This is a genomic window from Porifericola rhodea (assembly GCF_030506305.1).
Lineage (GTDB): Bacteria > Bacteroidota > Bacteroidia > Cytophagales > Cyclobacteriaceae > Catalinimonas > Catalinimonas rhodea.
Genome location: NZ_CP119421.1, coordinates 5,035,088 through 5,052,030, shown reverse-complemented (window position 1 = coordinate 5,052,030; position 16,943 = coordinate 5,035,088). Strand labels below are relative to the sequence as shown.

Here is a 16,943-nt window from a genome sequence, read left to right as displayed (position 1 = left end):
AAAAAAGCCTGTAATTCCATGAATTACAGGCTTTTAAAATTTTTGTTAGCGGTCTGGACGGGACTCGAATCTTACGTCGTAACCTATTGATTTTTAGCCTTATACGACTTAACAAAGTCGAGTGGTAACTGGAACAGTAGAAAAACTATTTATTTCCCTAACTACTGCGGCCAGATTTCCAGTTACCTTATGCTTTACCGAAACAAATTTTTCAACAATATTAATAAATCTATTCTTCTCTTCTTCAGCCTTTAAAAGCTGCTTTTTCAAATCTTCTATTTGAGCTTTGTAAAGCCCTTCAACTTCATTTTTAATTTTTACTAAAACATCTACATCAATTTTTTCAGACTGACTAGATGATAAAGCGATTAATTTTTCATCTATCAAATCATCCTCTCTTATAATTTTATTACCCTTTCCAGTCAATAACCAATATAAATCAGCCCTACATATTTCAGAAATTTGTACTAGTGTTTCAATTCCCACTTTTATACGCCCTGATTCGTACTGGCTTATAGTACTAGAGGTTTTGTTTAAGTGTTTAGCCAAATCAGTTGCCGAAATAGAAGCAGCTTTTCTAGCTTCACTAATTCTACTACCAATGTTAGTCATAATTACTCTATTTTATTTTAAATAAAATATTATTTGATTATTTCAGTAATAATTAAATATTTGCTTAAAATTAATACAAAGGAGTATTAATAATAATTTTTAGTAAAAATAATAAAAGCTATGCCAGATACAAGTGCCAAGCTTAAAAAAGATTCTTTTTTTATTAGTATTACTAAATGGAAGAAGGATGGTATTAAAGAGCTTTCAATGAGAAAGGCAGTAAACTTATCGCAATTGATAGAGAATTATTTAACAGATCACTTTGGTGAAGAACTTGATGATTTTCGTCCATTAGAAGAAAAAGAAAGAAATAGATAGCCACTTCATAATAAAACATAAAAAGCACTCCCAATAGATGAAAGTGCTTTCTGGTACTTTAAAACTTTAATTGTCTCAAACTACAAAATTTTAAGACCTAATCATCCACAATAAAACACCTTAAGAATGAAAATCATTAAGCCACCTTAATTATTCATGACCATAAAGAACTCCCTAAAATCAGCGTCTCGCAGCCGGTCTAAAATTGCTTGAAACTGATTTTGAGGAAAGTCCGCAATGGCGGCATTTATACTGCGGAATTTGCTCCCAAGATAGCAAAAAATTCCGAGAAGAGAATCTTATTGTCCGAATAGCAACCAAGCTATTTTTTTCAGGATTGACTTAGTTTTCCATTAAGCCCAAACTATGTTTTCAACATAAGTTCTCTACCCTTTATACTTTCTTACTTTAAAACTTTAATAAGTTAACTAACGCAAACTATGCCTAATAAAAAATTTGAACTAGCTCCCTACGATACCGATAATGCCACCTATATGCAGGTCATCAGATTCCTGAACGGCAAGGTGATACCGGGATACAGCAAAAAAGTAGGCTTTGACGAAAATGTAGATCCTACCAATACGCTGACCAACTTCATTTTAAGAATGTATGTGAAAGGCTATCTGAGACCCAGTAAAAGAATCACACCGGTTAAGGAAATTGAATATAAGCTGAATCAACCACCCTACACTACCATTGTCACTTGCACCTATAAAATGCCTTCTCTAAATCCTGAATATTTAAGAGATAAGAGGCTTAGCAAATGGCTTAGCGCTTTCTATGAGGCTATAGAGAGAGGGGAGCCCCTAGAGCATATTGAGAGAAACTTTCGCCGGCAAGGGAGGGCTTCTGAAGTGGATAAACTAGATTCTAATGTACATGCCTTTCTGAATCCCAGGCATCTGCTACAGTACTGCATAGAGCTGATTGAAAAGAATGAATATCCTGTTGGGCATGTTATTCATTTCTACCAGAACTGTAAAAACAAGTACTTCAGCAGGATAGATACCCGAAAGTTTGACAATGAGATGTTTAACCGGACTCAAAACCTGGCAGAAGAAGCAGCCTTGAAATTCAAATTCTGATACTATGCACTACCTGGATGTTTACATACAATCGGTAAGGATCAAAAACAGAGTGCGGCTACAACCTTTAGCTGACCAGAATATTCCTCTACTTTTTGTATCCGCATCCAGGAAGTCTCGCTTACAGTGGCCGGTAGGTACCATCTTCAAAGTAGATTTGGTGTTAGTCAAAAAAGAGAAGATCAAGAATTTCTATCGCTTGCGTGAAGGACAAAAGCTGGAAAGAGCCATAGAATACTTTGACCATAACCTACAGCTGCAGCAAAATAATACTTCCAAACTATAGCAAACATGAACAACCTTAGCATGAAATATATCTGGCTGGAAATCCTTCCCGAAACAGATAGTGAAGGTAGGTACAATCCCAAGTTACTAGCTTGCCATACCTGCAATGAAAATGACTTCTTATTGGCTTTGAACAAACTGTTGGAAGCTCATGATATCAACATTTGCGAGTTAGTCAATGAGCATGCCTGTGACAGTATAGAACATATGTTGAGCAATGACCTATTGAAAAGAGGTACTTATATGCCATTTACCAATGACAAGCTTTCCCACCGCTACTACCTCACCAAGTTTATCACCTATGTTGCCTGGAAAGCCAAGGGCTTCTTACAAATCAATGATCAACAGCTGCGCAAAATCTATTTTTAAATGACAAAACTCTACGAAAAAGCAGCGGATTCGCTTTTCTCACTTCCCCCCATCCTGATTGGTTTCTTTGCCATTTTTGGTTATTTAATTTTTGAGTCGCAAGCCCTAATCAGTGGCTTACTTCCTGCTGAGATGGGGGATTTGTCCAGGGAAGTAGCCGCTGGCTTTCTGGCGGTAGCTATACACTTAATGATTTTGCTCACAGCCACCAATAGCAAACTGGTAAGCCATGCTTTTACTATCTTCTATGCCTTTTGCTCCTATGGTATTACCGCACTCTTTTTTGATGCTTTTGAGTTCACGGGTAAAAGCAACAGGGCTATCTTTTCAGCCCATCTGTTTTCAATCCTTATTGCCAGCATCAACTACTTGGTAGTATATCTTCTGGTGGGTAAATATTACGAAGTCAAAAACAATCGCTCAGCTGTAGAAAAACTACAAGAGGTAAACGAACTATTATCAAAAAGAGAGGAAACGATCCGACTGCTCAACGAAACGCTTACGAACAAGGAACGGCAACTAACGAGCTCCCAACAAGAAGCAACCAAGGCCAACGAAGCAGTTTCTAAGCTCAACGAAGCAATACAAAGGATGAAGCAGGAGCTTACAAAATCCAAAGAAGCAGCTACCACCTACTATCAGGAACTCAGCGAAGCTAACGAACAAAAGCAGAGTCTTGAACAAGAGCTTCTACAAGCCCAACGGATAGTAAAAGACCAACAAGATAAAATATTCAAAGCCTACGAAAAATTATACTGCCCACACTGTGAATCCACATTCACCAATGTCAATGCACATAATGTTCATAAAAGGACTTGTAAGAGCAATAAATAACTAGGCTTACCAGGAAATTGGTTAAGCCACAGTTAAGCAGATAGCCTAACTGTGGCTAATTCTATGTTTCAAATTGTGACAGTACTTCTTTCTAATGGCTTGATGAAAGTTTCATAAGAACAAGGCCTGAAACTATCAAAATTGCTGCTAACAGACGTGTGTAACTAAAGTCTTCACCTAATAATACAATGCCAAGAATGAAAGCACCTACTGCTCCAATACCTGTCCAAATGGTATAAGCTGTCCCTAGAGGGAGCGTTCGCATAGCAAGAGAAAGCAAAGCGAAGCTAGCAATCATTGAAATAAAGGTAATGAGTGAGGGTATAAGTCGTGTAAATCCTGCTGACTGTTTCATAAAATAGGCCCATACAACCTCCAATACACCAGCAAGAAGCAAATAAAACCAAGCCATAACGTCCTCCTTTTTTAGGTTAACCCCGGGCCGTCCCGGGCTTTGATCCCAATATGGGGGAGGCCGTTCCTCCTGTAGGATACAACAACGGTAGCATACTAAAAATGTTCTATGTATATCAGAGATCCTGTAGTTTACCAAAAGTTATTGTTTTCTTTTAGTTTGCTTATTCTTTTTAATAAGCTTGAACCATAACACCCCTCCCAATATTGCACCACCAATCAATACTGGCTTAGGAATATCCCCAAAACCTGCGGTCATAGCTGAGCCCTCTGCAATATTGGGAGTATTTCGTGCTCTGTTAGCAATACGGGCTTCTCGGGCTTGTTGTATTGAATAAGTACTTCCCGAATTACTTCTTACAGAATCTTGGATGATCACCCCTTGCTCATTGGTCACATAGTTCTTTGGTGCATAGGGATCGTAATTACGGACACGGGGATCGTAGTCACTGGATCTGGTGAGCCTCCCTAATTGCTGAAAATCATGTTGGTCTATCATTGTAAATACAGTTTAAGATGGGATATTATTTGTCGTTACGCTTAGCTATTTTCTTAAGAAGGACCAATCCCAGCAGCCCGGCCCCTATGTAGATTGCTTTTTTGGAATCTATATCTCCAAAGGCAGCCATCATAGGGTTGGTTGTAGGTCTACCTCCCTCAACTTCCAATTGGCTGTACTGCATCATTAGTCTCAGGGTTTCTAAATCACCATTGTTTGCTTGGTATTGAGCAATGATATTTTGCAAGTCAGCGTATTGAGACTGGGTAAGCACAAAAGCTTGCTTTTCAATAGCTTTTGCCAATTCCTTGAATTCATTTAAGTAACGCGTGGCATGCATCCGATCACTATTCTCTTCAGGACTTACTGCTCTGCTTGCTCTTTGCGCAGACCTACCTGTAGTCATCTGTATGGAAGGATTGGTATCATTTTCTACTCCACTTCTACCTGTTGAAGGAGTCACTGTAGTTATACTGTTTCTGCTACCCCCACGGGAAGGACTTCTGCTTGCAGATGAACGGCTGATTGAACTAGAAACAGGAGAAGAAGCAGTTCTTTCCTGAACCTGACGAGTCTGATCTGCTACTTGTACGGCTCGGGACGTAGTGTTTCTCAAACGGTCCAGAAAAGAGGAACTGCTAGTACCTGACCTGCTGGTAGAAGAACTTCCGGAACGAGCGCTGGTGCTGGCAGAAGTTCTGCTTGAAGTACTACTACTAGCGGATCTGGCATTGGTATAAGCAGAGGACCTGGTAGTCCCCAGGTTACCCTGATTTTGATTGAACTCTAGCTGATCTATCATATGTACAATATTTACCTGGTTGTTGGTGGTTGCTCATGGTTGGAATAGGCTCATGGGCTAACCTTACGTTATTAACAAGCTAACTTTGTGTTATTCCAAGAGCTGCTCAACTCATAGTCTGCGATATCTTCCAGGCTTCGGGGAGAAAGGGAGTAGGTATTAAAAAAGGCGGAAACTATTTCAGAATCAAGCAGTTCGTATCTTTTTTGCTCAATACCTTGCACCCGCTTCATCTTCCTTTTCAGCGTGGCCTCACTAATTCCCAAACGGTCAGCCAACTCCTTTCTGCTTACAAATCTTCGCAAATATATCCTCATTATGCTTTTATGGTTTTTGCTTTTTTTAAGAAATATAGAGAACCCAAGCATTAAAAATTTGTCAAAATCCCCAAAAAGTCGACATGGTACGGCTTAGTACTTCATAGTCGGTCAGGCAGTTGGATGAAAGCCAGAAAGCCCCCAGTTTTGGAATCTAACAAGCCCAATACAGGCGCTATGAACAAGTCAAATTTTGCATTATTATCGGCAGGTTTGGTTGCTGCCGGAGGGTACTACCTCTACCAACTCAAAGCAACCGGAGAGGCACTGGAAACTGTCACGGATATCAAGCTCCATAGCCTTAGCATGGACCGTGCAGTACTCAAAGCCCATGTGAAGCTGATCAATAAAGGCACAACCACCCTAAGGATTGAAAATCCTAATGTAGAGGTGTTGTATGTACTTCCCAAAGGGAGCCAACAATCAATACTAATCACCAAACCTCAGAATCAAACCATAGTGGTAAAGCCTGGCGGGAGCAATGAGTTTGACTTGTATCTGGAGACTTTATCCAAAGCTGAACTACTCTCCATAGTAGGTCAAAGTAAAGCTTTACAGCTGATCACCTCAGGCTTAACTTTCTTAATGAAGACTAAAGCCAAAGTGAACTACTTCATTCCTATTGAGGAAGAAGAACCCATCGTGCTCAAACTATTCAAATAGCCCATGCAGTCAGCCAATAGACAGATTCTTCCAGGAACGCAGTATGATAAGTACTTTACTAAACCCAAAGGGTTGAGACAGATCATTGTCAAATCCGGAGGTAGTGTAGAGGAAACGGTAGCACTATGTAAAAAAGTAGTAGCTGAAACTTTATCGGAGACCAAAAAGATAGCTCCAGTTTTGAAGGGTGAGACTCGAGAGCAGACGGCTAAAAACATATGGGAGTTCATAGTAACCTATGTCCAGTATCAGTTGGATAATAGGGCAGAAGATGTAGGGGCAGTAGAAAGAGTAAGAACCCCAGCCCGTACCTGGCATGACCGTAAAAGGGGAGCAGATTGTGAGGACTATTCTATTTTCATCAGCTCAGTATTGACTAATCTGGGCATTCCACATTCTTTCAGGATTACCAAATACAATGGCAAAACCCACTGGCAGCATATCTATGTGGTCATTCCTTATGAATCTAATAGAGGAAGTCGTGGATACATCACCTGTGATCCAGTGGTAGACTACCGCTTCAATTATGAGGTGCCATACAGTCAGAAGCGGGATTATGAGATGCCTGTCTTCATGAGTAAGGCAGGTTTATCAGGAATATCCAGTAACTCACTTTGCTGTGCTGCGGGTATTGATGCTGCTGAATTCGGTGAAGATAATCATCTGGCAGGTTTGCCAGCGGTGAGGCTGCCTTTGTATCCTAAAAAAGCGCTTAGTGGGTTCCATGCAAGCATGCTGAAAGCATATGCTACACCTAAAAACATAGCCATGACTGCCGGAGCAGGCATGCTGCTTTACATCTATTTCAAAAGAAAATAATCATTCAATATGAGCAATATAGATCAATTAGCCTTCAGTGATTTTGCCAGTCTTTCCGGTGTCTCAGATGCTGAATTGGTAGCCTACCTGAACAATATGTATAAGCAGGGAAGCTATCCAACGGTGTCTAGCTTACAATACAAAATCGGGGGCAATATCGCCTGGGTATGGCGGGAAAAGCCCACCTCTCATCTGCTTTACAAAAATTATTTTGTGGGACACCCTAATCAGGATTCTGGTGTGAAGGCAGCCAAAGCGGATGTCGCAAGATTGTGGGAAGCCATTAAAAACCCTGCTGCCTTACAAAAAAGAGCCGCTTCTGCGCCCAATATAAACAGTGCCCCACTGAGTACAACAAGTTCTAACACATCAGTACCGGTAGTACCTACAAGTACGGCAGTGTCCACTACGGCAGTCTCCACTGTGGCAGCTTCCACTGCCTCTGAAGAGGAAGGCTTTAAAAAGTATTTCACCACGAAGAATATGCTTATTGGTGGGGCGGCTACAGCAGCCATTCTCTTTTTTGTGCTTAAATAATCAGTCATGAGTATTGACAGTAAAGAATTTCAATCCTTAGGGAGAGTAGCCAGATCTTCAACGGACATTATCTCTGACATTGATGCTGATATTGATGCCTGGGCAGCTTCTGATGCTGCTAAAAATACCAAAAGTGGTGGGAATTGGTTGGACACCGTTACCAAAGCCACCACCACTGCAGCTGATCTGTTTAGCAAATACACCCAATCCAAAACGCCTACAGTAACGCAAAATCAGGTGCCTAGTTCTGCTACACCATCCTGGTTGCTGCCGGTGGGCCTGGGAGCCGCAGCGCTCATACTCATTATCGCTTTGAACAGCAAGAAAGACTAATCATGCAAATACAACTATTATCAGGAGTCTCGGAAGCTAAAGGGCTAAGGGAATACAGCAACACTTCTGTAAATCCTCTCAATAATGACCCTAATCAGATGAAGAGATTAGGGGTGCTTATCGGGCTCAAAATAGATTGGAATAAAACTGCCGACAAGCTGCGGTGGGGTTATGTAAAGACTGAAAGCTTAAGAGGCCGAGGACTTAATGGTCGGCAAATAACCAATCTTAAAAGCAGACTTGCCCGAGCAGAAGCAGAGTACACCAAGCTGGGAGGTAATAGAAAAGACTTTGCCAAAGCAATCGTTGAAGGATTTGGAAACCGGGATCAGGCAGTAAGGGTAGATTATAATTCACTGGGAGAAATCTCTATTAGAGCAGAAGAAAGAATACTGTTGACTTCTCCAGCGCAACTGCTGGCTGATCTCAAAGCAGGTGTCTCAATATCAGGCTTAGGGAATACTGAAAGTAATGCCAATGCGGATGCTTTTGCCAAAGCAGGAAGTACACTTTCCAAAATTTCAGAGATTGCCTCAGGGGTTTCAAGTATTACCGGATCTCTTGCTACTATCACCCAAAAAGAGGATAAGGTTAATGCCAGTATTGATGAGTCACTTACAACTCAACAAGCAGGCATGGGTACCTGGGTAAGTGAAAACAAAAAAACACTTGTAGCGGGAGGGGCACTGCTGCTGGCAGGGCTTTTCATCACGAAAATGAAGCATGCTGATGGTGATCCGGGAAGTAAAACTCGCTCAAGAACTACAATCAGAAAGACTAGAACTCAGAAAACTACCAGGGCCAAAAAAAGACCAGTAAGCAGGAAACGAGCAGTTAAGAAAAAGTCAGCTTCCTCCTTAGGCATAATACCACTTCAATAATTCACTCAATCAAATATCTAAATCAATTCATTTCCATGAGAAAAAAAAGAAATACTGCTGCTGTAGCTACCAGAGGGGCTAAGAAAATAAGCAGCCGTTTGGGCAATACCGCTCTTCTGTTGCTGCCTGCCATTGCGGGTGGTGCTGTAGGTGCCGGTATCGGACGAAATAGCTTTTTAGCTGGCTTCGCTTTGCTGGCTTCGGCCAATCACTTTAAATGGCCGGAGTGGACCAAAACCATGGCCGTAGGTATGGCCGTCAACGGCGTGGCTACCACTAAGCCGGTTACTGAATCACAAAAGGTAGCCGAAGCAACTACCGACAGTGCTACTGTGTCAGGTTTCCTTCCATCAGGCCTGATAGAGGACAACTTCAAAGAACGGGGAGAGCAATACTTGAAAAACATCATGCTCAATGCCTACATAGACAAAATTCCTATGGTCAATAAAATGGTTGGCCTGGCAGGCATAGCATCAGAAAGCATGTTTGCTCCCAACAAATCCGCTAAGATCAACCTGAATTCAAATCAGCGACAGGAGCTCAATCGCCTGATTGCGGAGATGAGCAGTGTATCGGGAATTGATCAGACCGAATTTGCTGATCGTACAACTGAGCTCAGCAGTATGGGAAGCATTGATCAGTATGCTTTTGATGAACCCGTAAGAGCCTTTGATCGCAGAAGAGCTTCATAAAGAAAAAACTCAATCAATAATCAATTAACATCTAAATCAGAATCAAAAAAATGGGATTGCTAACTCAAATTAAAACCTCTCGTGAGCACTTCATTGAGCAAGCGAAAGCTTCACAAAACCCCGACATTAGAAAAATTGCTGAGGCGGTGGCTGCTGGCCGTTCCCGACTGGCTGACTTTGCTGCATACTCTATTGTAGATGGTAGCACAAAAACCATGATCCGCTTCTTTGAATCTCAGGACAAAGAAGAGATCGGTATCAAAAACATTGCTACCGCACGATTAGAGAAGGGAGAAGTATTTATGGCTACTTCTATTGCCATACTTGCCAAAACCAGTGTGGAGGCTACTTATGATGCGGAAGCCATGTCCAAACTCAAGTTCGGTATGGTAGATGACATTCCTGGTCTTGCCAATGGAGAGTGGGAGTTTGAAGTGAACAACTCTATCATCGTTCCCAAATCTTCCATGCAGATGTTTGTGACTACAGGCTTTAATGTTCCGCTGGGAATTTGTCCGCTGACCAACCCTAAAATCCTGGAGGATAATGTACCGCTGTCATTGACCATAGAAACCAAAATTGCGCTTCCTGCAAAGACCGCTTTGAAAGCTATTCTTTACGGAACAGTCGCAGTACCTGCTTAATACTCTGATAAAAAGGCGGATAAATACACCGTCTTTTTACCCTACTACAAATTCAATCATGCAACAAGAGCAATTAGAAAACTATAAAGTAGCCTATAAGACCTTCAAGTTTGCGGCAACTGAAGATGGCCTTGCCCGAGAGACCAATTTTGAGCTGGATAAAAACACAGTCTTTGTCACCGGCTTCCAATTGGGTTCAGACAATAAAAGTAAGCTCAACTTCAGAGGATCACTGGGCCTGCGCATAGGAGGGGATACCCTTTTAGAAAATGGCACCCCCTGTCAGCTGTTTGTCTCTTCAGTAGGCGTAGCAGTAGAAAAGCGCTTCTTTCCGCTGGGAGAAGTGAAGCCAGGCAACTACAAAGTAGAGCTCAACTTCCAGGATGAAGACAATGCCATTGCTCCCTTTGAAGCTGGGTATACCGTCTATATCACTTTTGCCTATTTACTTCCGAAAGACAATTTGTAATGCTGAGACACAAAGTACTGCATAGAACCTTAGCCGGAGGTAAAGAACAAGAAACCAAAAGAAGGTTGCTTGCCAAGCGTATCCGGGTAGAAAGCAAAGGGGCTTATAAAGTGGCTACTATGGATATTGATGGTTGTAAAGTAGTGGGTGCTTACATTGTTCCGATGGTGTATGTAGATCAGCCCATCAAGACATTTAGAAGATTCTACGGGGTAGGGGCAGCAGGACAAAACTCAGCATCATTTATTAACACACTTAATCGGGAGTTGATCCAAAGCAAGATTGGACAGGTGTCTGTGAATGCAAGATTAAATGAGCATATCTATATCGCTCAACCGGTAGAGGCTGGTTTACCGCTGCTTACTTATGGTGGTCTATCCGGTGGGTTTAAATTACCCATCATCATTTCTGTTGCTGATCCTCAAACAGGTGCTGCTATGGATTACTATCTCTTTGAGAGTGTAAATGATAATCTGGGACAAACCACCATTGAAATCGCATAACATGATACCCTTCTTAGGAGAACTTTCGCTGCAATCCAGAGATACATCGGATCTCTTTTACCAACATCAGGTAGAAGCCGCTTTTATTACTCATGAAGTAGAAGAAACTCAAATGTCAAAAGCTTCTTCTCTCAACGGTTTTGATGCGGATACAAACCTGGACTACCCACTGGTACAAAGTCTTCCCGATCTGGAAATGATACCGGTGGAACTGGAAGCAGGTAACCAGGAAGTAAAAATCATGTACCGGGATGCGGAGCAGTTTGATGCTCAATACGAAGTCATTGTCTACTTGCTGATTGAGGAAAAATAAAGAAAGATCATAAGATGGATGCTACACTACTCAAAGAACTTATTGCGCAGCGGATTGCTGAAAAAGGCTATTCAGTTCAAAAGAGCCAGATTGTGTACCGGGATATTGCTCTACCCGCTAGAGCAAGCAAAGCATTTAACGCCTACAACCAATTGTGGATGCTCATTGATGATGTAGCAGGTATCAAAATAGAAAGCAGCTACGGGATGTATAACCTATCCAACATAGTAGCTGATGAACAACAGCACGAACACACTGACCAGATCACCATTGAAAACCTGACAAGCCAAGCGACGCAGATCAAAATGTATCAGATCATTCTAAAAAAATGAAGTCAATACTACTAAACACTAAAAACCCATGACTACCCAGGAAAACCTCCGCACGGCGGACCGTACCCTTCAAAAATATTCGCATGTGGTAGAGGACATCATGAACAACCGCTCTACCTCCCAGATGCTAAGAAAAAACTACCTTATTGATAATGGGGTGGAAAAAGTATCCGAAGACACCATTTATGGATTGCGCCAGATAGTCGCTAAAAAGAAAGCGGAGTTAAGGAGAAAAGGTTTGTCGGGGACGGTTCGTCGCACGATTGATGCGCAGGACATTATTACACCAAGATCGGAGGTAGTAGAAGGTTTATCTATGACTCATGGTGGCGGTTACAACCCTCAGCAACCGACGACCACATCTTCTACTGATCCCACCTACGCTGATGAAAGACCTGCTCCCAATTACATGCAGGCACCGATCTCGGATATGCAGGCCCATGTACAAAATGCTGAGCTAAGGGCAGAAATCCGCTTTTTAAAGCATCAACTCTCAGGCACTGAAAAAGAACTGAGTAAGCTCCAAAATGAAGGGTTGGGCAATACCAATCTGAATACCGAGCATATCTTTTTAAAGCGAGACTTTTCTGACCTGCAAAAGCAATATGATGAGGCTAAAAAGAAGCTGGAAAGCTTAGAGCCAGAGTATGAAGATCTCAAAGAAGACGCTAAAACATGGGCCAAGCTGGAAAAAGCAGCAACCCTGATTACGTCTCAACCCCAAATGTTTGTCTCGGTCTTATCGGCTATCAATCCGGTAGCAGGTAGAAATGCGGCTAGTGCTTTAGCGGGTATGTCGGGAGAGCAGCAGCAATTACCTGCAGGATCACAAACGGCTATGCAGATCGCCCAGGCCATAGACCAGGCTTTCAATCAGGATGAGCAACGACAGCTGGCTCAAATCATCAATCATTGCGCAAGCAGAAAGGAACTTGTCGGAGAACTAGCCTATATGCTGCAACGCCGATTAGAAGAGATTGTCGCCAAAGCAGAAAAGCTTACTGCTGAAGGCTCAGAAAACGCTGAAACGATTTAATAAAAAAACCAATGGCAGATTTTAAAATGGAAATCCTTGTAGATGCTAAAAGCAAGGAGGAAGCGCTCAAACTCAAAGGTATCATTCTGGAAATGTACCAGGACTATGGTACCGAAGGTTTAATGGGCTTGTACCAGTTAGGCAAAAGCCCGGCAGGAAAGATGTTCACGAGCAAGTTCAAAAAGAAGAAAAAGTAAGCCCTATGCTCCCGCTCATCGCATCACAACTGGCAACCAAAGACAATATAGATAGTCTGGGAGAAGCTTTATCTACTATAGGTAAAGTGGGTTTAGGGGTGTTGGTAGCAGGGGGAACTTTCATGCTTTTACGCTCCGGTTACCGTCAGTTGACTGCAGACTTACAGGACGATAAAGCCACTGAAATGGGTACTCCTGCTTATTATGCCGCCCAAATTGGTAAAGCCATTCATACCGGAGATGTCTGGTGGGGATGGCTGCAGGATGATGAAGAAGAGTACCTCTACAACATCCTGCGGGAAATTCCTTCCGGAACATGGGAGAGGGTGGAGGTTGCTTTCAGACAGCTCTTCAACAATAAAAGCCTGACCAGTGAGCTATTACGTGCCCTTTCTACTTATGAGTACACCAAAGCACTTTCCATCATCAACAGCAAATAGGAAAATGAGCAGCAATAGACGACAAAAATTAACGACGGGAAAAATCATCCTGTATGCCGCTGGCGCAGGGGCTATTCTGGGTACCGGTTATGTGGGCTACAACTTCTTGCGGGATCTCAATTTTGGCTCAGGCAAGACGAATGAAGATTTTCCAAGTAGCTCTACGGCACCTAAGGGAAATTCAGGGGTAGTTGGACCGAACGGTACTTCTTCATTGCCCAAACCTACTTACCATGATGCTTTTCCTTTGAAAGTTGGAGACAAGAACTGGTATGTGCAGCAAATGCAGTTGGCCCTCATCAATCATGGAGGCAAAGCCAAAGACCTGATTGAGCAAAGTGGTGGCGCTGATGGTGCTTTTGGTCAGGGTACTTTGGATGCCTTGGTGGCTGCCCGATACATCGGAGTACTGGATCAATATCTTGGAGCCAGAGTTACTGATTTTACCTATGAGAGAATCCTCAATAAAGGTTCACTTTCAGGACTTTCCGGTCTGGGCTATGCTCCTAAAGTGGCGATTACTACCCAACAGACCTTTATGATCAATGCTGACTCCATTAACCAGGCTGATCCCCAGGCCTACCCGGTACAGCAAGGGGTTCTATTGGGCTATCTGATGGATGAAAGCAAAGGCTTATCCAGGATACAAACCGAACAAGGAGATATTTTCTATACCGTTTCTTCAGGCATTAAAGTAATCTAATCATGAGCTTTGAAACAGCATTTACGCACCTGTTACAATTTGAAGGCAATTATGCCCATGTAAAAGGAGATATGGGAGGCGAAACCTATAAAGGCATTGCCCGAAGCTTTCATCCCCATTGGAGCGGGTGGGCAAGCATTGATAAATATAAAGCCCGGCACGGACCGCTCAAAAGGAATCAATATATCCCTGATCCTCAGCTGGACCAGAAGGTAAAAGCATTTTATCTGGCTAATTACTGGCATGAGATCTATTGTAGCAAAATCGCTGATGAACGTGTGGCCCACCTCATGTTTGATTTCTATGTGCATAGTGGACATGTAGGGATGAAAATAGTCCAGCGTTGTGTGAATCAACTCTTAGACCGGGATGTACTCAAAATTGATGGCATCATTGGCAAAATAACACTCAACTGGATCAATAAGATACCCGGAGAGTTGCTCCATGATCTCGTCAAAGAACGCAGAAGAGACTTCTTAGAAGGACTCGCTGCTCGGCCAGGTCAAGCTAAGTTCTTAAAAGGCTGGATGAGGCGTATTGATTCATTTCCAAGCCTAACAGAAGATGCTGGATCATGGGTATAAAAAACATTCTTACCAGCCTCTTTTCAGGAGGACTCACTGAAATTAGAAAACTAATAGATGAAGTCACTACCAGCAAAGAAGAAAAGCTCAGGCTGCAAAACGAGATTGATAAAGTCTTTTATGGGCTGCAGTCTCAATTGTTTGAAGCTGATCTGAAGCGCTTCCAGGAATCGCACGAGACTTTCAGAAAAGATGGGCAAATGCAGAAAGTTTATGCCTTGACCTTTCTCATCGCTTATGTGGGTTTATCAGCGGTGATGCTTTTGATCATTACCCGGATGACTGAACTACAGGATTATGCAATATCATTAATATCCACTATCTGGGGAGGGATGTCGGTCAAAGTCAATACCATTACTGATTTCTTCTTTGGCTCTTCTTCGGGAAGCCAGCACAAAGATGATAGAATCCTAAAAAAATAAGTTTACCGAATGAGTTTGACTGCCCAGCTATCCACTTACTCCAAAGTCAATTCTTTATTGCGAAAGCTAAGAAGTAAGGGATACAAGATATTTGATCGGCCCCTGGAGTTAAACCTCATTGCTGAGCGTAGTGATACCGTGCGTTCGGAAGTCATGGATGATAGCCTGCACATGCTGTATAAAGATCTGGAAGGTAAGTGGGTATTAAATAGTTTTCAGGTAACAACCGATCCGAGCGCCTACTACATTGATAACCCGATTGTATCGCAAGGATATGGGTTCATTAAAAAAGGACAGTGGCTAGATGCTTATTCACTCGGATATCATAAAGGAAGACCAGCACTTGTTCAGGTAAAACCCATGACCGTCATTAGAAACTATGCCCTGAAAGGTATTTTTAAAACCTATACTGGCACGGAAGAAACAGGAATATTTGGCAATAACATCCATGATATGAAAGGCAGTATGATCAATGCCTCAGCAGGTTGTGTGGTCTTTGCTAGAGACAATGACTATCAGCAGTTTTTGAACCAATGCCAGGTGCATCGTAATCGCTATGGCAATGCATTTACTTTAAGCCTGCTGGATTTTAGAGACAATCATAAGAGCCGCAATACCATGATAGCGGCAAGTCTATTGGGTCTGGGAGGATTGGCAACCATACTATTCAAGAAATGAAGAAAAGCGATAAAGTAAGTCTGATCAGTGGCCTTGCTGCCATTGCAGGGGTATCTGCCCATGAATACTTAAAAAAGAAAAAGTTTTTGGGTAAGCAGATGAAGACCATTTATACAGTAACGCCTGTCTCATTACTCTCAGCACTCATTGCCAATAGCGTAATTTCAGAAGATGCTCCCCGGACCTATGATGATTACTTGCAGGAGATAGCAAAAAAGAATATCAAATAATGGAAAGATATGTCCAGCTCAACCATGGCGAAAATGGCACTTACTTCATAGGAGATAGTAAGACAGGAATTATCTATGCGGCCACCGGCCCACTTACTGAGCTTAAGAAAAGATATCCACTTCAACTAGGTCTGGGTACACTGGGAATCATTCCAGTGATTGTGGGAGCAGTAGCCGCAGTAACCCCTGCCGTGATTGGGGCAGTGAATGCCTCTAAAAACCGCAAAGCAGCTGAAAAAGAAGCAGCCCGACAGCAGGAAATGTTGCAGCAACAAGCCTATATGCAAACTTCTGCCCAAGCCAACCAACAGCAAATGTTAATGACGCTGGGAGGTTTAGGCTTAGCAGGACTCTTAATGTTTATGCTTCTTAAATAACAATGTTATGACAAATCAAGCTTATCACTACTCTTCTCAGCACAACAGCAACTACCAGCAATATTCCACTAGGCAACAAAGACTTAAAGCAATAGATTTTGGTGGTGAAGTTGACTTCAAAATTAAGGCTTACACCAAATCAGAGCTAGCCGATATGTATGGCGTGCACGTCAATACCCTTTCCAAATGGATAGACAGACATTTACCTGCTTTCGAAGAATTGGGCTATACCAAAACCCTGAAGATGCTTGATCCTGCCATGATTAAGCTCTTTATCAGTATTTTTTCTACGCCTTAATTAAGCTTGACATATTTCATATCTTAGGGCATAGGTATCCACCAAGACTATTAACTCGGTAAGTCCTGGAAGCTGGCACTGATTTGCTTTGTACTGCCAGAGAATAATAGCAGCATTCCAGCTGAAAATTATGCGTATCCCGGACGCAATGCGAAGCAGAACACATATTCAAAAGTTATCTCACTTTAGATGCCATTACTTAGTGAAATGCATATCTTAGGAATACATTTAAGTGAAGCATGTGCAATGAACATGTT

The 16,943-nt window shown here is 42.2% G+C and carries 31 protein-coding genes; 26 read left to right on the top strand and 5 right to left on the bottom strand.

The window, feature by feature from the left end; translation table 11 throughout:
• Positions 1-108: 108 nt before the first annotated feature.
• Positions 109-612: a helix-turn-helix domain-containing protein gene (locus tag PZB74_RS20885; protein WP_302239207.1), complete on the bottom strand. Its 504-nt coding sequence runs from the start codon at positions 610-612 to the stop codon at positions 109-111.
• A 120-nt stretch (positions 613-732) separates the two neighbouring features.
• Here PZB74_RS20885 and PZB74_RS20880 point away from each other — a divergent pair, with 120 nt between their 5' ends.
• From PZB74_RS20880 to PZB74_RS20860, 5 genes are all read left to right on the top strand, one after another.
• Entirely contained in the window at positions 733-930 is a 198-nt protein-coding gene (locus tag PZB74_RS20880; protein ID WP_302239205.1) for a hypothetical protein, read from the top strand.
• A 440-nt stretch (positions 931-1,370) separates the two neighbouring features.
• Positions 1,371-2,015 carry a hypothetical protein gene (locus tag PZB74_RS20875; protein WP_302239203.1) on the top strand — a complete coding sequence of 215 codons (645 nt, stop codon included), beginning with the start codon at positions 1,371-1,373 and terminating at the stop codon, positions 2,013-2,015.
• Between the two features lie 4 nt (positions 2,016-2,019).
• On the top strand, positions 2,020-2,301 hold the full coding sequence (locus PZB74_RS20870; RefSeq protein ID WP_302239202.1) for a hypothetical protein: 282 nt from the start codon (positions 2,020-2,022) through the stop codon (positions 2,299-2,301).
• A 5-nt stretch (positions 2,302-2,306) separates the two neighbouring features.
• Positions 2,307-2,669 (top strand): hypothetical protein, encoded by a 363-nt coding sequence (locus tag PZB74_RS20865; RefSeq protein ID WP_302239200.1) that lies wholly within the window; start codon positions 2,307-2,309, stop codon positions 2,667-2,669.
• Positions 2,670-3,503, top strand: coding sequence for a hypothetical protein (locus tag PZB74_RS20860; protein ID WP_302239199.1), 834 nt, complete (start codon positions 2,670-2,672; stop codon positions 3,501-3,503).
• Between the two features lie 91 nt (positions 3,504-3,594).
• Here PZB74_RS20860 and PZB74_RS20855 read toward each other — a convergent pair whose 3' ends face one another.
• The 4 genes from PZB74_RS20855 to PZB74_RS20840 form a co-directional block, all read right to left on the bottom strand.
• Positions 3,595-3,915 (bottom strand): DMT family transporter, encoded by a 321-nt coding sequence (locus PZB74_RS20855; protein WP_302239197.1) that lies wholly within the window; start codon positions 3,913-3,915, stop codon positions 3,595-3,597.
• A 144-nt stretch (positions 3,916-4,059) separates the two neighbouring features.
• The gene (locus tag PZB74_RS20850; protein WP_302239196.1) at positions 4,060-4,416 is read right to left on the bottom strand and encodes a hypothetical protein; all 357 of its coding nucleotides are present in this window, start codon (positions 4,414-4,416) and stop codon (positions 4,060-4,062) included.
• Positions 4,417-4,441: 25 nt separating this feature from the next.
• A complete protein-coding gene (locus PZB74_RS20845; RefSeq protein ID WP_302239195.1) occupies positions 4,442-5,218 on the bottom strand; it encodes a hypothetical protein in 777 nt (258 codons plus the stop codon).
• A gap of 71 nt (positions 5,219-5,289) precedes the next feature.
• Positions 5,290-5,586, bottom strand: coding sequence for a helix-turn-helix domain-containing protein (locus tag PZB74_RS20840; protein ID WP_302239193.1), 297 nt, complete (start codon positions 5,584-5,586; stop codon positions 5,290-5,292).
• Positions 5,587-5,712: 126 nt separating this feature from the next.
• On the opposite strand from PZB74_RS20840, the gene PZB74_RS20835 reads away from it, so the two are divergent.
• Genes PZB74_RS20835 through PZB74_RS20735 form a run of 21 tightly spaced genes read left to right on the top strand, consistent with a single transcriptional unit; the run spans position 5,713 to position 16,686 of the window.
• Positions 5,713-6,198 (top strand): hypothetical protein, encoded by a 486-nt coding sequence (locus PZB74_RS20835; protein ID WP_302239192.1) that lies wholly within the window; start codon positions 5,713-5,715, stop codon positions 6,196-6,198.
• 3 nt (positions 6,199-6,201) lie between these two features.
• Entirely contained in the window at positions 6,202-7,017 is an 816-nt protein-coding gene (locus tag PZB74_RS20830) for a transglutaminase-like domain-containing protein (RefSeq protein ID WP_302239191.1), read from the top strand.
• Positions 7,018-7,026: 9 nt separating this feature from the next.
• On the top strand, positions 7,027-7,554 hold the full coding sequence (locus PZB74_RS20825) for a hypothetical protein (protein WP_302239190.1): 528 nt from the start codon (positions 7,027-7,029) through the stop codon (positions 7,552-7,554).
• A 6-nt stretch (positions 7,555-7,560) separates the two neighbouring features.
• Positions 7,561-7,887: a hypothetical protein gene (locus PZB74_RS20820; protein ID WP_302239188.1), complete on the top strand. Its 327-nt coding sequence runs from the start codon at positions 7,561-7,563 to the stop codon at positions 7,885-7,887.
• A gap of 2 nt (positions 7,888-7,889) precedes the next feature.
• Positions 7,890-8,768, top strand: a complete 879-nt coding sequence (locus tag PZB74_RS20815; RefSeq protein ID WP_302239187.1) for a hypothetical protein — start codon at positions 7,890-7,892, stop codon at positions 8,766-8,768.
• 35 nt (positions 8,769-8,803) lie between these two features.
• Entirely contained in the window at positions 8,804-9,460 is a 657-nt protein-coding gene (locus PZB74_RS20810; protein ID WP_302239185.1) for a hypothetical protein, read from the top strand.
• Between the two features lie 50 nt (positions 9,461-9,510).
• Positions 9,511-10,104, top strand: coding sequence for a hypothetical protein (locus PZB74_RS20805; protein ID WP_302239184.1), 594 nt, complete (start codon positions 9,511-9,513; stop codon positions 10,102-10,104).
• 58 nt (positions 10,105-10,162) lie between these two features.
• Positions 10,163-10,573, top strand: coding sequence for a hypothetical protein (locus PZB74_RS20800; RefSeq protein WP_302239182.1), 411 nt, complete (start codon positions 10,163-10,165; stop codon positions 10,571-10,573).
• Positions 10,573-11,076 (top strand): hypothetical protein, encoded by a 504-nt coding sequence (locus PZB74_RS20795; protein ID WP_302239180.1) that lies wholly within the window; start codon positions 10,573-10,575, stop codon positions 11,074-11,076. The genes PZB74_RS20800 and PZB74_RS20795 overlap by 1 nt, the downstream gene beginning before the upstream one ends.
• A gap of 1 nt (position 11,077) precedes the next feature.
• On the top strand, positions 11,078-11,389 hold the full coding sequence (locus PZB74_RS20790) for a hypothetical protein (protein WP_302239179.1): 312 nt from the start codon (positions 11,078-11,080) through the stop codon (positions 11,387-11,389).
• Positions 11,390-11,403: 14 nt separating this feature from the next.
• The gene (locus tag PZB74_RS20785; protein WP_302239178.1) at positions 11,404-11,721 is read left to right on the top strand and encodes a hypothetical protein; all 318 of its coding nucleotides are present in this window, start codon (positions 11,404-11,406) and stop codon (positions 11,719-11,721) included.
• Positions 11,722-11,749: 28 nt separating this feature from the next.
• Complete coding sequence (locus PZB74_RS20780) at positions 11,750-12,757, top strand: hypothetical protein (protein WP_302239177.1); 1,008 nt, start codon at positions 11,750-11,752, stop codon at positions 12,755-12,757.
• 11 nt (positions 12,758-12,768) lie between these two features.
• A complete protein-coding gene (locus PZB74_RS20775) occupies positions 12,769-12,954 on the top strand; it encodes a hypothetical protein (protein WP_277484578.1) in 186 nt (61 codons plus the stop codon).
• 5 nt (positions 12,955-12,959) lie between these two features.
• Positions 12,960-13,394: a hypothetical protein gene (locus PZB74_RS20770; protein WP_302239175.1), complete on the top strand. Its 435-nt coding sequence runs from the start codon at positions 12,960-12,962 to the stop codon at positions 13,392-13,394.
• Positions 13,395-13,398: 4 nt separating this feature from the next.
• The gene (locus tag PZB74_RS20765; protein ID WP_302239174.1) at positions 13,399-14,097 is read left to right on the top strand and encodes a hypothetical protein; all 699 of its coding nucleotides are present in this window, start codon (positions 13,399-13,401) and stop codon (positions 14,095-14,097) included.
• Positions 14,098-14,099: 2 nt separating this feature from the next.
• A complete protein-coding gene (locus tag PZB74_RS20760) occupies positions 14,100-14,681 on the top strand; it encodes a glycoside hydrolase family 108 protein (protein WP_302239173.1) in 582 nt (193 codons plus the stop codon).
• Positions 14,672-15,103, top strand: a complete 432-nt coding sequence (locus tag PZB74_RS20755; protein WP_302239171.1) for a hypothetical protein — start codon at positions 14,672-14,674, stop codon at positions 15,101-15,103. The genes PZB74_RS20760 and PZB74_RS20755 overlap by 10 nt, the downstream gene beginning before the upstream one ends.
• A 9-nt stretch (positions 15,104-15,112) precedes the next feature.
• Complete coding sequence (locus PZB74_RS20750) at positions 15,113-15,781, top strand: hypothetical protein (RefSeq protein WP_302239170.1); 669 nt, start codon at positions 15,113-15,115, stop codon at positions 15,779-15,781.
• On the top strand, positions 15,778-16,011 hold the full coding sequence (locus PZB74_RS20745) for a hypothetical protein (RefSeq protein WP_302239168.1): 234 nt from the start codon (positions 15,778-15,780) through the stop codon (positions 16,009-16,011). Before PZB74_RS20750 ends, PZB74_RS20745 begins: the two co-directional genes overlap by 4 nt.
• A complete protein-coding gene (locus PZB74_RS20740) occupies positions 16,011-16,388 on the top strand; it encodes a hypothetical protein (protein ID WP_302239167.1) in 378 nt (125 codons plus the stop codon). Before PZB74_RS20745 ends, PZB74_RS20740 begins: the two co-directional genes overlap by 1 nt.
• Positions 16,389-16,395: 7 nt before the next feature.
• The gene (locus tag PZB74_RS20735) at positions 16,396-16,686 is read left to right on the top strand and encodes a hypothetical protein (RefSeq protein WP_302239166.1); all 291 of its coding nucleotides are present in this window, start codon (positions 16,396-16,398) and stop codon (positions 16,684-16,686) included.
• Positions 16,687-16,943: the final 257 nt, after the last annotated feature.